18 protein-coding genes and 1 tRNA gene are annotated in these 12,110 nt (G+C 72.0%); 11 read left to right on the plus strand and 8 right to left on the minus strand.

All coding sequences use genetic code 11. The features are described 5' to 3' along the window. Window positions 1-106: 106 nt before the first annotated feature. The 5 genes from NVS83_RS03280 to NVS83_RS03300 all read left to right on the plus strand — a co-directional run bounded on the left by NVS83_RS03280 (window position 107) and on the right by NVS83_RS03300 (window position 2,156). Complete coding sequence (locus NVS83_RS03280; RefSeq protein ID WP_258738051.1) at window positions 107-619, plus strand: hypothetical protein; 513 nt, start codon at window positions 107-109, stop codon at window positions 617-619. After that, window positions 616-1,296, plus strand: a complete 681-nt coding sequence (locus tag NVS83_RS03285; RefSeq protein WP_258738052.1) for a hypothetical protein — start codon at window positions 616-618, stop codon at window positions 1,294-1,296. Before NVS83_RS03280 ends, NVS83_RS03285 begins: the two co-directional genes overlap by 4 nt. Next, window positions 1,293-1,526, plus strand: a complete 234-nt coding sequence (locus tag NVS83_RS03290; RefSeq protein WP_258738053.1) for a hypothetical protein — start codon at window positions 1,293-1,295, stop codon at window positions 1,524-1,526. The genes NVS83_RS03285 and NVS83_RS03290 overlap by 4 nt, the downstream gene beginning before the upstream one ends. Before the next feature lie 13 nt (window positions 1,527-1,539). Next, complete coding sequence (locus NVS83_RS03295; RefSeq protein WP_258738054.1) at window positions 1,540-1,836, plus strand: DUF2312 domain-containing protein; 297 nt, start codon at window positions 1,540-1,542, stop codon at window positions 1,834-1,836. A gap of 116 nt (window positions 1,837-1,952) precedes the next feature. After that, entirely contained in the window at window positions 1,953-2,156 is a 204-nt protein-coding gene (locus tag NVS83_RS03300) for a hypothetical protein (RefSeq protein ID WP_258738055.1), read from the plus strand. Between the two features lie 119 nt (window positions 2,157-2,275). Here NVS83_RS03300 and NVS83_RS03305 read toward each other — a convergent pair whose 3' ends face one another. The 3 genes from NVS83_RS03305 to NVS83_RS03315 form a co-directional block, all read right to left on the minus strand. Continuing rightward, on the minus strand, window positions 2,276-2,557 hold the full coding sequence (locus NVS83_RS03305; RefSeq protein ID WP_258738056.1) for a hypothetical protein: 282 nt from the start codon (window positions 2,555-2,557) through the stop codon (window positions 2,276-2,278). 111 nt (window positions 2,558-2,668) lie between these two features. Next, window positions 2,669-2,986: a hypothetical protein gene (locus NVS83_RS03310; protein WP_258738057.1), complete on the minus strand. Its 318-nt coding sequence runs from the start codon at window positions 2,984-2,986 to the stop codon at window positions 2,669-2,671. Window positions 2,987-3,235: 249 nt separating this feature from the next. After that, the gene (locus tag NVS83_RS03315) at window positions 3,236-3,478 is read right to left on the minus strand and encodes a hypothetical protein (RefSeq protein ID WP_258738058.1); all 243 of its coding nucleotides are present in this window, start codon (window positions 3,476-3,478) and stop codon (window positions 3,236-3,238) included. A gap of 239 nt (window positions 3,479-3,717) precedes the next feature. On the opposite strand from NVS83_RS03315, the gene NVS83_RS03320 reads away from it, so the two are divergent. After that, a complete protein-coding gene (locus NVS83_RS03320; protein ID WP_258738059.1) occupies window positions 3,718-4,125 on the plus strand; it encodes a thermonuclease family protein in 408 nt (135 codons plus the stop codon). 153 nt (window positions 4,126-4,278) lie between these two features. Beyond that, window positions 4,279-5,901 (plus strand): recombinase family protein, encoded by a 1,623-nt coding sequence (locus NVS83_RS03325; protein ID WP_258738474.1) that lies wholly within the window; start codon window positions 4,279-4,281, stop codon window positions 5,899-5,901. Here the strand turns inward: NVS83_RS03325 and NVS83_RS03330 are convergent. Together NVS83_RS03330 and NVS83_RS03335 are read right to left on the minus strand one after the other, a co-directional pair. After that, window positions 5,858-5,934: transfer RNA gene (locus NVS83_RS03330), tRNA-Met, on the minus strand. The genes NVS83_RS03325 and NVS83_RS03330 overlap by 44 nt on opposite strands. Window positions 5,935-6,123: 189 nt before the next feature. Then, a complete protein-coding gene (locus NVS83_RS03335; protein ID WP_258738475.1) occupies window positions 6,124-6,570 on the minus strand; it encodes an NUDIX domain-containing protein in 447 nt (148 codons plus the stop codon). A gap of 117 nt (window positions 6,571-6,687) precedes the next feature. Here NVS83_RS03335 and NVS83_RS03340 point away from each other — a divergent pair, with 117 nt between their 5' ends. After that, window positions 6,688-7,617 carry a metallophosphoesterase family protein gene (locus tag NVS83_RS03340; RefSeq protein WP_258738060.1) on the plus strand — a complete coding sequence of 310 codons (930 nt, stop codon included), beginning with the start codon at window positions 6,688-6,690 and terminating at the stop codon, window positions 7,615-7,617. Window positions 7,618-7,636: 19 nt separating this feature from the next. On the opposite strand, the gene NVS83_RS03345 is transcribed toward NVS83_RS03340, so the two are convergent. Further along, window positions 7,637-8,230, minus strand: a complete 594-nt coding sequence (locus tag NVS83_RS03345) for a hypothetical protein (RefSeq protein WP_258738061.1) — start codon at window positions 8,228-8,230, stop codon at window positions 7,637-7,639. 187 nt (window positions 8,231-8,417) lie between these two features. Here NVS83_RS03345 and NVS83_RS03350 point away from each other — a divergent pair, with 187 nt between their 5' ends. After that, on the plus strand, window positions 8,418-9,518 hold the full coding sequence (locus NVS83_RS03350; protein ID WP_258738062.1) for an alpha-hydroxy acid oxidase: 1,101 nt from the start codon (window positions 8,418-8,420) through the stop codon (window positions 9,516-9,518). On the opposite strand, the gene NVS83_RS03355 is transcribed toward NVS83_RS03350, so the two are convergent. Together NVS83_RS03355 and phnF are read right to left on the minus strand one after the other, a co-directional pair. Then, the gene (locus NVS83_RS03355; protein ID WP_258738063.1) at window positions 9,512-10,120 is read right to left on the minus strand and encodes a pyridoxamine 5'-phosphate oxidase family protein; all 609 of its coding nucleotides are present in this window, start codon (window positions 10,118-10,120) and stop codon (window positions 9,512-9,514) included. The two genes, NVS83_RS03350 and NVS83_RS03355, sit on opposite strands and share 7 nt — an antisense overlap. A gap of 10 nt (window positions 10,121-10,130) precedes the next feature. Next, window positions 10,131-10,922 (minus strand): phosphonate metabolism transcriptional regulator PhnF, encoded by a 792-nt coding sequence (gene phnF, locus NVS83_RS03360; RefSeq protein WP_258738065.1) that lies wholly within the window; start codon window positions 10,920-10,922, stop codon window positions 10,131-10,133. Between the two features lie 101 nt (window positions 10,923-11,023). Between phnF and phnG the strand changes: the two genes are divergently transcribed. Both phnG and phnH read left to right on the plus strand, forming a co-directional pair. Further along, a complete protein-coding gene (gene phnG, locus NVS83_RS03365; protein ID WP_258738067.1) occupies window positions 11,024-11,500 on the plus strand; it encodes a phosphonate C-P lyase system protein PhnG in 477 nt (158 codons plus the stop codon). A gap of 1 nt (window position 11,501) precedes the next feature. Next, window positions 11,502-12,110 carry a phosphonate C-P lyase system protein PhnH gene (gene phnH, locus NVS83_RS03370; protein WP_258738068.1) on the plus strand — a complete coding sequence of 203 codons (609 nt, stop codon included), beginning with the start codon at window positions 11,502-11,504 and terminating at the stop codon, window positions 12,108-12,110.

Genomic DNA, 12,110 nt, shown 5'->3' on the forward strand with positions numbered 1-12,110 from the left:
GGGGCTCGTGGTGCGGCGTGCGAATCACCGCGCACGTCGCACCAAACGGTATTCAACTCTGCCGCTCATCGGTGGGGCAATGTCCTCGGCTGACAGGAGATCCGTCATGGATTGCACGATCCCCGCTTTTCACCAGGCGGCGCTGGCCTCCTTCTTCTCTCGTCATGACATCCCGGTCCGCTTCGCGGGGCACCTGCCGCTGTTCCAGCGGCTCGGTCTCGCCGTGCTGCTGGCCGGCGCGCTGCGGGGGGCGGGGTTCCGCAGCGGGGCAGGGGCCGCTGGCGGGCTAGAGGTCGGCGGCATCCTGTTCCCGCGGGACGACTGGCACGCCGGCATGGACGCGGCGGCGCGGCTCGCCGGCACCTGGCGCGCGCTGGAGGAGGGCGGGGCGCCCGGGCCGGGCACGCCGGTGGACCGCATGGCGCTCATCATGCGCCGGCTGGAAGGCGCGGGCATCCCCGTCACGCCGGAGGTGATCGTCGGCGAGGGCTTCACCATGGCCGAGGCGCTGGAATGGGGGCTTCCGGCCGCCCAGCTCGCCGAGGCGATGAAGCTCGCCGCGCATCATTACCGCCGGGCCCGCATCGACGGCGGCGCGCACGCCCGGGAGGCCGCATGAGCAGGGCCCCTGCCGGCATCGCCCCGAGCATCTGGCACCAGTCCCCCTCCGGCCGGGCGCTCGACATGGTCGAGCCGGCGGCGGCGCAGGTCGATTTCGCCGAGATCGCCGGGCAGCTCGCCCTCGTGAACCGCTATGCCGGCGCCAGCCGCGTGCCGGTCTCGGTCGCGAACCACACCCTCATCGCCGATCGCGTGGCCGTTCTCTCCGGCGCCACGGAAAGGCTGCGCGCGCTCGTCCTGCTGCACGATTGCCATGAGACGCGCATCGGCGAGGTGCCGGCGCCGTCCACCCGGGCGAAGCTCGCCATCGCCCGCCAGCTTTACGGCCTGCCGGGCGAGGATGTGGTGCGCGAGGTGCTGGCGGAGGAGAAGCGCCGGCACGACCGCGCCATCCACGAGGCCGCCGGCATCGCCCTGCCGACGCTGGAGGAGAAGGCCTTCATCCACCATTGCGACATCGGCGCGCTGGCGACCGAGCGCAAGCACTTCCTCGTCGAGCCGCCCATGCCCTGGGCGCGGGAGGTGGAGCAGGCCGCCTTCCTGCGCCAGCGGCCGGCCCTGCCGGTGCCGGTCGAGGCAGCGGAAGAGCTGCACGCCCTGTTCCTCGCCTTCCTGCCCGGCGCCCGCGCGCAGAGCGCCCGCGCCCCGTCCCGCAGCACCAGGGGAGCCGCATGATGCGCACCACCGCCCGCATCTCCCACCTGTCGCAGAAGCGCCTCGCCCTCGCCGACGAGCTGCGCGCCCGCCGCCGCGAGCATGCCGTGCGGGCGGACGTGCTCGCCGACATCCGCAGCGCCACCACCCACCAGCTCGCCGAAGAACTGGAGGAAGAGCGCCGCGCCGCCCGCGCCGCCAGGAAGGCCGGCACGCTCGCTGCCGCCCTCGACCTTTTCACCAGCCGATAGCCGGGAGGCCTCCATGTCCGCCGTCACCACGGCCGCCGAGCCCGTATCCGACGCGCCCCTGTCCGATGCGCCCGCCTCTTTCGCCAAACAGCATCTGAAGGCCTTCGTCGAGCGCATCGAGCGGCTCGAGGAGGAGAAGAAGGCCATCGCCGACGACATTAAGGATGTCTTCGGCGAGGCCAAGGGCAACGGATTCGACGTCAACGCCCTCAAGGAAATCCTGAAGATCCGCAAGCAGGACGCCGACCAGCGGGCCGAGCAGGAGGCGATCGTCGACCTCTACCTGCAGGCCCTCGGCATGCTCGGCTGAAACCGCTCCTCCCACCGGCCCCGTTGGCGCGGGGCCGGTGACCTGCCGGGCGGCGGACGGGGAGGGCGTCCCTCTTCCGCCGCCCGGTTTTTTCCCGGCAATCGATGGAGACCATCATGAAGGCATTCGGCTTTTCTCTCGGCGAGGCGGTCGGCCTCAGCGCGAGCAACGAGCACGGCGTCGTCATTGCCCGTGCCGAATATGTCAACAGGTGCCCGGCCTATCTCGTCCGTTACCGCGCCGCCGACGGCAGCATGGTCGAGGCGTGGTGGGACGAGGACGCGCTCGTCTCGCTGGAAGAGACCCGCAGCGCCGCCTGACGCATGCCGCGGGCGGCGTGTTCTGCGCGAGCCGCCGCCCGGCTTTTCACCCGCCGGCGCACCGGCGTCGCCGGGGTTATCGGCAAGGGGTCGTATCGATGAAAACTATGGCGCGGGTATCAGTCGAGCTGCAGCAGCCCGACATCGGAAGCCTCGACATCGAACCGCATGCCCGACGGGCCGGTCGAGATCACCTCGAGGCCGACGGAGCGGCCGCATTCGAGGATCAGGCTCATGCTCGAATCCAGCGGCAGGGTGGACACCGCCGCCATGTTGGCGTGCAGCACCCCGGCGGCGCGCATGCGCTGGTCCCGCTGCCGAAGATCGATCGTATAGGCCGCCCGCGTCGTTCCGCCGCCACGGTGATAGAGCCATCCCTGGCCGGTGATTGTTTGAGCCATCGTGAATGTCCGCCTTGCCAGTCCGCCCCAATGCGGTCACGCGACATCATCGCAGGAGATCGACGCCAGGTTGTTGATCTGGCGCAATACAGCCCACGGCTACGAGTGGCCTTAGCCGAACCCGTCGGCCCGGCCGTTGGCGCCTTCGAGCAGGGCGCGCGCCACGTCGAAATGCAGGCCGTCGCGGTCGAGCTCGCCGATGCGGATCGGAACCGGGCGGCCGGATTCGAGCACCAGGAAGGCGGGCGAGGGGCCGCGTGCGGCGAGCATGGTGAAGGTTTCAGCCCGCAATACACCGGCCATCACCGCGCCGCCGCCCGGCTCGATGGTGTAGCTCGCCGTCGAGGAACCCATGGTCCGGGTGCGCAGCCATCCGTCGCCGCGCAGCTCGCCGCGGGGCAGCGGCGCCGGCGTCGCTGCCGGTATCACGCAGGCCGGCCGGTCGACGCGTGGGCTTCGGGCGCCTTGGCGGCGTGTGTCGTCCGTGCGGAAGGGCGCCGCCAGCCATACGGCAAGCGTCCTGTTCAAGGCTCGCATGAGGAATGCCTCCCCCGTGACATGCGGCCCGCGATGAGCCGTCGGGGAAGCAACCGGTGTTGGACGCCCGCGTTCCTCGGCGTCCCGGCCTGTCGGTCGGCAGGGTTAACCTTCCCTTTCAACAAGCGGTCGATTTTCCGGCTATCCCCAGCGGTTGGCGCGCAGCAGCTTCTGCGCCCGCTCGCGCGCGAGGCGGCAATCCTCGTCGCTGCCGGAAACCGCGGCCGCCCGCAGCGCGCCGAGCGTCCCGGCCACATGCGGGCTGGCGGGCGCCGCGCTGCGATCGCGGATGAACTCGTCGACATCGCCCAGCGTGCGCAGCGCACGCCCGTGCAGCGTCTTGATGGGCTGGAGAAGATGGAGATCCCACTGGAGATCGGACATTTGCGTCCCACCCGTTGCAACGGACCGACGGCCGGTCCCGACGCCCTGAAACGCTTCGGGCGGCAATTGGTTGCGGTGGCTTCTTCCATTTTCTTCGGGCAGGCCGTCGCCGGGCCGCGGGCCTTCCGGGGCCCCCGCAACCGGTCGGGGGTGGAGCTATGAGAGCGTCGAACGATAACCGGGATCCGGCCGCCCGGCGCCGCGCCGCCCGCCGGCGGCTCGCCTGGATGTTCGCGGCGATGCTGGCTTTCGTCGCGCTCTGCGTCGCCGCCTCGATCGTCCGCGCCGAAATCCGCGTGCTCGACGGCGACACCATCGTGGTGAACCGCGAGCACATCCGCATCGTCGGGCTGAACGCGCCGGAAATCGGCCACGCGAAATGCAAGGCCGAGCAGATGATGGGCCGGCTCGCCCGGGCGCGGCTGGTGGAGATGCTCGCCGCCGCCTGCGGGCCGCTGCCGCGGGCGGATGGCTCCTGCCTCGAGCTGCAGCGCGTGCCCGGGCGCGACCGCTGGCGCCGCTCGCTCGCCCGCGTGCGGGTGGATGGGGTCGACGTCGCCGGCGTGCTCATCCGCGAAGGCTATGCCGAGCGCTACGAGTGCCCGCGCGGGCGTTGTCCCCGCCGCGCGGCCTGGTGCGAGAGGTAGGGCCTCGCCGATGCCGTCCCCCGCTCCCCGTCCCCCTGCCGTCGATCCGCGGCTCGTCGAGCTCGTGCGCGCCCTTGCGCGCGAGGCGGCCCGCGAGGATCATCGGCGCGCGCTTGCCGAGCAGGCGGCGCGGGGCATTCGGACGGAGCGGGGATGAGAGCGGCGATCTACGCTCGGTTTTCGAGCGATCTCCAGAACGAGCGTTCGATCGACGATCAGGTGGTGCTCTGCCGCTCGCACGCGCAGCGCTTGGGCCTCGCCGTTGTCTCGACCTTCAGCGACCGCGCACGGTCGGGAGCCTCGATCCTCGGCCGCGACGGCCTCATGCAGATGATGGACGCCGCCCGGGACGGGGCGTTCGACGTTCTGGTGGTGGAGGCGCTGGACCGCCTGTCGCGCGATCAGGAGGATCTTGCCGGGCTGTGGAAGCGGCTCGGTTTTCTCGGCATCGAGATCCGGGCGGTTCATGAGGGCAAGGCGGACGCCGTGCAGATCGGCGTGCGCGGGCTGGTCGGCGCGCTCTACCTGCAGGACCTCGCGCACAAGGTTCGCCGCGGCCTCTCGGGCGTGGTCCGCAACGGTCGCCACGCCGGCGGCCGGGCCTATGGCTATCGTCCGGTCGCCGGACGTCCGGGCGAGATGATGATCGTGGAAGAGGAGGCGGACATCGTTCGCCGCATCTTCGCCGAATATGTCGACGGCCGCCCGCCGCGCGACATCGCCTGCGCCCTCAACCGCGAGGGTGTGCCGCCGCCGCGCGGACGCCTGTGGAACGGGTCGGCCATCAACGGCTCGCGCCAGCGCGGCTCCGGAATCCTGCAGAACGAGCTTTATGTCGGGCGGATCGTCTGGAACAAGGTCCGCATGGTGAAGGACCCCGACACCGGCCGCCGGGTATCCCGGCCGAACCCCGTCGAGGAATGGCAGAGCGCCGATGCCCCGCACCTCGCCATCGTCGAGCCCTCCCTGTTCGCGGCCGCGCGGCAGCGCAAGGAAACGCTCGGCGGCGCGAAGCCGCAGCACCGGCGGCGGCCGCGGCACCTGCTCTCGGGCCTCCTGCGCTGCGGGCGGTGCGGCGCCGGCATGTCGGTGCACGATCGCGGCAGGACCGGGAAGACGCGGATCCGCTGTTCGGCGGTTCGCGAGAGCGGTGCCTGCGACCACCGGCGCGTCTATTACCTCGAATCGGTCGAACGCGTGGTGGTCGACGGTCTCCGCACCGAGCTGCGCGATCCACAGCTCATCGCCGAATATGTCCGCACCTATCAGGAGGAGCGCCGCCGCCTTGCCGGCGAAGAGACCGCACGGCGCGGCCGGATCGAGCAGAAGCTCGGCGAGACCACACGCGCCATCGGCCGGCTCGTCGATGCGCTCGCTGCCGGCCTCGCTTCCGCCGCCTCGGTGCGCGAGCGGCTGCAGGAGCTGGAGGCCGAGAAGGTGCGGCTCGGCGAAGAGCACGCGGCGCTGGCACCGCCGGTGGACGTCGTCGCCCTGCACCCGGCCGCGGTGAGCCGCTATCTCGGGCAGGTCGAGAATCTCTCCCGGGCGCTCACGGAAGCGGGTGCGATCCGGCGCGGATCGAGTGCCGACGCTTTTCGGTCATTGGCGGAGAGTGTGATCGTTCACCCGACCGAGCCCCGCACGCCGCTCGACGTCGAGCTGCGCGGCTATCTGGCCGAATTGACGAAAAGCCCCACTTTTCCACCCAACGGGCGGCATAGTGGGTTTGTTTTGGTAGCGGGAGAGGGACTTGAACCCCCGACCCCAGGATTATGATTCCCGTGCTCTAACCAGCTGAGCTACCCCGCCACGACGAACCGGCCGGGGCCGATCCGCGAAGTGGCGCGATATAAGGAATGGGCCGGGACGGTGTCAAGGCGCGTGCGCGCGATGCCCACCCCCTTGGCGTCCGTCGAGGCGACGCGTGCCATGGACAGGCGCCGTCGACACGTGCGGACGGCGCGTCCGCCGGCTTTCCGCGCCCGCCCGTGACACGCCTCACCAGTGCGCCGAGGCCGGATGGCCCGCGCGCACCTCGGCGATGCGCCGGCGCGTGGCGCCGGTCGTCGCTTCCGGCAGGGCGTCGGGCGGGAAGAAGCCGACCTCAAGGATCTCGCGGTTCGGTACCTGCGGCGTGCCCGCGACGAAGTGCTCCACCACATAGACCGCCACATGGTCGCGGCCGGCGAGGTTTGTGTTGAGCAGCAGCCCGTGCAGGCGCACCGGTCCGGCGATCGTCACCGCCGTCTCCTCCAGCAGCTCGCGCGCCAGCGCTTCCTCGGCCGTCTCGCCGACATCGACCCCGCCGCCCGGCAGGTGCCAGCCGACGACGTAGGAATGGCGCAGCAGCAGGATCCGTCCCGCCTCGTCGACCACCACCGCGCGCACGCCGAGCGTGATGCCGTGGGCGAGGCGGCGCCAGCCATGGACGACCCGGGTGAACAGGCGCGGCCTTCCCCAGCGCGGTCCCGGCGCCGGGGCGGGCGCCCCCGAACCCGCTTCACGCAAAGGCGCAAGCGGGCGGCCTTCCTCCGGCCCGGTGGGGCTGATAAGGAAACCCTCGTGTTCGTTCTCGCCCATCTCACCGACGCCCATCTCGGTCCCCTGCCGCGCGCCCGCTTCGCCGAGCTCGCCGGCAAGCGCGCGCTTGGCGTCATCAACTGGCGACGCGGCCGCCAGCACCGATTCAACATCGCCACGATCGATCTGCTGGTCGCCGACATCAAGGCGATGGCGCCCGACCATATCGCGGTCACGGGCGATCTGGTGAATGTCGGCCTCGCCGCCGAATTCCAGACCGGGCTCAACTTCCTCAAGACGCTGGGCGAGGGGAAGGACGTCACCGTCGTGCCGGGCAATCACGACGCCTATGTGCGCTCCACCGCGCATCACGCCCTGCTGAACTGGGGCGACTACATGCGCGGCGACGGCGTCAATGGCGACGTCACGGCGCAGAACGCCTTTCCCTTCGTGCGCCGGCGCGACGGCGTGGCGCTGGTCGGCGTCTCGACCGCCGTGCCGACGCATCCCTTCATGGCGACCGGGCGGGTCGGCACCGGCCAGCGCGAGCGGCTCGGCCACATCCTCGACGGGCTCGCCCAGGAGGGGCTGTTCCGGGTCGTGCTGATCCACCATCCGCCCTGCGGCCTGCGCGGGGCGCACAAGCGGCTGATCGACGCCGAGAAGGTGCGCGCGGTGCTGGCCCGGCACGGGGCGGAGCTCGTCATCTGCGGCCACGACCACGTGCCAATGGTGGAGATGCTTCCCGGCCCCAATGGCGGGCTGATCCCGGTGGTCGAGGCGCCGTCCTTCGCGGCGGGGCCGGAGGACCGCCACTGGCCCGGCGGCTACAATCTCTACCGTATCGAGCGGTTGCCGGATGCCAACTTCCCGTGGCGCTGCACCATGGAGGCGCGCGGCTTCAAGAGCGGCGAGGTCGACGTCGATACCCGCACCGTGCGCGTGCTCAGCTCCGATACCGGGCTCGCCTGAACCCGCGGGCGCGGCGTCGTCAGCGCAGCGTGACGTTGACGCCGAGCGCCGTCGCCGCGGCGAAGGCGATCGCCCCGAGAATGAGCCCGAGCACGAACACGCCGAACCGCCCGCCGCGCGCCGGCTCGGCCGGGGAGGGGGCGGGCGCGGGGTGGTGCGGCGCGGGGCGCGGGGCGATGTCGTCGGGCGCCGAACTCGCCACCAGCGCCTGCTCGCGGGCGACCAGGCGGCGGGCGACATAGCGCGTCACGGCCTCGGCGATGTCGCGCGGGTCGGTGCTCTCGGCCAGCACCCGGCGCCCGGCGCGGGTGTCCTGCAGGAAGCGATAGGTGCGCCGGTCGCGCCCCAGCGCGATATGGGCGACCATGTCGACGAACAGGCGAGGGGTCTCGCCCGGCATCAGGCCGCGGTCGAACAGGTCCGCATGCTCGGGCGGCACCTCGGCGAAGATCGGGTCCAGCAGCTCGTTGAGCATGGAAAGCCGCGCCAGGCTGGCGTCGCGCAGCTCCACGATCACGCCGGAGCGCTCCGCCGCTTCCTGCCGCGCGGAGCGCAGCGCCTCGCGAAGCGATAGGCCGGTCGCATCGGCGCGCGTGCGGTCGGCATCGTCCATGGTGGAAACCCCCGCCCCGAATCCGGCGCCCGAATCCCGGCACCCGTGCGCCGGCGTCAAGCGTCATCCGCATAAACGATGGTAACACTGCGGCGGTTAATGGGCGGTTCGCGCACGGTGAGGGCTGCGCGCGCCGTCCGCCGCCGCTAAGAAGCGTGCGGGAGCCGGGCCGGGGGAAAGCGAGCGTATGGCGAGAAGCTTCGAGATCCCGCAGGACGCGGTGGCGCTGGAGGATTATGAGCGCCTCGCCCGCGAGCGCCTGAGCCCCGAGGCGTGGGCCTATTTCGCCGGCGGGGTGGCGGACGAGGTAAGCCTGCGCTGGAACCGCGAGGCGTTCGAGCGGCACGCGCTGGTGCCGCGCGTGCTCGCCGATTTCGCGGGCGGCGGCACCGGGCTGACTTTGTTCGGCCAGTCCTTCGCCCATCCCATAATGGTCGCGCCGACCGCGCACCACACGCTTGCCGCGCCCGAGGGCGAGCTCGGCACGGTGATCGGCGCCGGCGGGGCGAAGGCGGGGATGGTGGCGAGCACCGAATCCGACTTCACGCTGGAGGAGATCGTGGCGCGCGCCGGCGGGCCGCTCTGGTTCCAGCTCTACATCCAGCACGACCGCGGTTTCACCGCCGATCTGGTGCGCCGGGCCGAGGCGGCGGGCTATGGCGCGCTGGTGGTCACGGTCGATGCGCCGGTGCACAGCCTGCGCAACCGCGAGCAGCGCGCCGGCTACACGCCGCCCAAGCTTTCCGAGCACGCGAATCTGCGCGGGCTGCACACGGATTACGTCGCCCATGCACCGCTGGGCGAAAGCCTGATGTTCCGCGGCTTTCTCGACGTCACCGCGCGCTGGGACGACATCGCCCGGCTGCGTGGGCTCACTCGGCTGCCGGTGCTGCTCAAGGGCATCGTCAGCCCGCAGGATGCCGTGCGGGCGATCGAAGTTGGGGCGGACGGGATCATCGTCTCCAACCATGGCGGGCGGGTGCTCGACACCGTGCCGGCGAGCCTCGATGTGCTGCCCTCCGTCGCGCGGGCGGTGGCGGGCCGGGTGCCGGTGCTGCTCGACGGGGGAATCCGGCGCGGCACCGACGTGCTGAAGGCGCTGGCGCTCGGCGCCTCGGCGGTGCTGGTGGGGCGGCCCTGCCTCTACGGGCTCGCGGTCGCCGGGCCGGCGGGCGTCGCCCATGTGTTGCATCTGCTGCGCTGCGAGCTGGAGATCGCGATGGTACTCACCGGCTGCGCGCGGCTGGAGGAGATCGGCCCGCAGGTGCTGTGGCGCGAGGCTCAGTAGAGCGTCTCGCGGTAGCGCGCGAGCATTTCCGCCTGCGTCTCCGCGGCGGCGAGGCCGAGCTGGTCGCGCAGCATCTCGCCCATGCTGGGGAGCTCCGCGCGCGCCGTGAAATGCGCCGGGTCCCAGGCGTGCGAGCGCATGAACGCCTTGGCGCAGTGCAGATAGGCTTCCTCGACCGTGACGCGCAGCACCGTCGCCGGGCGCCGGCCCTCGACCTCGAACCGGGCGGCGAGGGCGTCGTCGTCATGGATCTCGGCGGTGCCGTTGACGCGCAGCGTCTCGTCGACGCCCGGCACCAGGAACAGCAGGCCGAGCGAGGGGTTGGCGAGCAGGTTGGTGAGCGTGTCGAGCCGGTTGTTGCCGGGCCGGTCGGGGATCAGCAGCGTGTGCGGGTCCTCGACCGCGACGAAGCCCGGCGCGTCGCCACGCGGGGTGACGTCGGCCCGCCCGTCGGCGCCGAAGCTCGCCATCATCACCAGTGGCGACAGGCCGACGAAGTGGCGGCAATGCGCGTCGAGCGCGGGCAGGACTTTCAGCCGGCTGCGCTCGCGCGGCGCGGCATAGCGGGTGCGAAGCTCGTCGAGGCTGGTGATGCGCGCCATGGGACCCCCTTCAGTTCTTCACCACCAGCTGGACCCGATCGGCGGCGAAGCGTGCCCGTGAATACTGGATCGGGCGGCGCTGCGCATCGCCGTTGATCGAATCGACCACCAGCACCGTGCGCCCGGCCGGCAGGCTGAGCAGGCGGCGCTCCTCCTCGTCGGCGGGGCGGGCGGTGACGCGGGTCTCGAGCCGTCGGTAGTCGCCGAGGCCGAGCGTCTCCAGAGCGCGCGTCACCGAGCCGGTGGCGGCCACCACGAGATCGAGGTCGCGGCAGCGCTCGGCGTCGTACCAGTGGCTGCCGACGGTGAGCGGCACGCCGTCCGCCTCGCGCACCATGTCGACACGCAGCACCTCCGCACCCGGGGGCAGGCGCAGCGCCTCGGCGATCTCGGGCGTCGCCACCTCGACGCGCGAGCCGACCAGCTTGCCGCCCGGCGCGCGCCCCTCGCGCGAGACGATCTCGGAGAAGCGGGTGCGCGCGGCGATCGGGTAGCGCAGCGGCGGCTCCTTGATGAAGGTGCCGCGGCCCGGCGTCGCCTCGATCAGCCCCTGCTCGGTGAGCATGGCGAGCGCGCGGCGCAGCGTGTGGCGGTTCACGCCGAAACGCTCGGCCAGCTCCATCTCGGGTGGCAGCCGCACGCCCGGCGCGAGCCGGCCATCGGCGATGTCGGCCTCGATGCGCTCGACGATCTGCTTCCACAGCGCGACGCCGGTGCCGCGCGCGACGTCGTCGAGCGGATCGGTAGAGGGCAGGCCCGCATCGAGAGGGGGCGTCATCGGCACGTCGTCGCTGGCGCTCATTCTGGGCTCATCCGGTTCGATCGGCCTTGCCTGTTTGTATAGATCATTATACAAATAGGCCGACAAGTAAACGCCTCTCTCCCAGCGCGTTCCGGATGCCGATGACCTCTCCCGAGCCGAAACCCAGCGATGCCAGCGCGTCTCGTGCTGCGCGCAAGAGCGCCATGGGGCTGCTCGCCCGCGCCGAGCCGGACGAGCTCGACGCGGTTCTCGCCATGCTCGCACCGGTGCCGGCGGCGACCGACCTGCGCAGTCCCGAGGTCGGGCTGGTGATGCTGCGCGGGCGCACCGGGGGCGACGGCGCGCCCTTCAATCTCGGTGAGGCGAGCCTCGCCCGGGCGGCGATCCGCCTCGAGGGCGGCGCTACCGGCTTCGCCTACCGGCTCGGGCGCGACGCGCAGGCCGCGCGCCGGGCCGCCATCGTCGATGCGCTCTGGCAGGACGAGGGCCGCCGTCCGGCGGTGGAGGCGGCACTGGCCCCGGTGCGCGCCCGGCTCGCCGCCCGCCGCGCCGGCGTGGAGGCCGAGACGGCCGCCACCAAGGTCGACTTCTTCACTCTCGTGCGCGGGGAGGACTGACATGCCGGCCGCTCTCGCCCTCGGCTTCCGCGATCCGGTGTTCGACGCGCAGGCGAGCTTCCGCGCCGCGATGTGGGCGCTGGCGCGGCCGGGCACGCCGTGCCCGCTGGATGTCGCGCTCGCCCCGCCCGCACCGCTCGCCCCGGAGGCGGCCGCGCTGGTGCTGGCGCTGTGCGACTACGAGACCCCGCTCTGGCTCGACGCGCCGCTGGCGGCGGCGCCGGAGGTCGCGGAGTTCCTGCGCTTCCACACCGGCGCGCCGCTCGTCGGCAAGCCGGGCGAGGCCCGCTTCGCGCTGATCGCCGATCCGCGCGAGATGCCGGGCTTCGAGGCGTTCGCCCAGGGCACGCCGGAATTTCCCGATGCCTCGGCGACGCTGATCGTGCAGGTCGAGGGCTTTACCGACGAACGCTTTGCCGACGACGCCTTCACGCTCGAAGGACCAGGCATCGAGGGCAGCGCCCGTTTCGGCGCCGCGCCGCTGCCTCCGGGCTTCGCGGCGCGCATGGCGGCAAACCGGGCGCTGTTCCCGCGCGGGGTCGACCTGCTGCTGGCGGGCGCCGGCCATGTCGCCGGCCTGCCGCGCTCGGTCACGGTCAGGGAGGGCTAG

Source organism: Ancylobacter mangrovi, from assembly GCF_024752335.1.
GTDB classification, from domain to species: domain Bacteria; phylum Pseudomonadota; class Alphaproteobacteria; order Rhizobiales; family Xanthobacteraceae; genus Ancylobacter; species Ancylobacter mangrovi.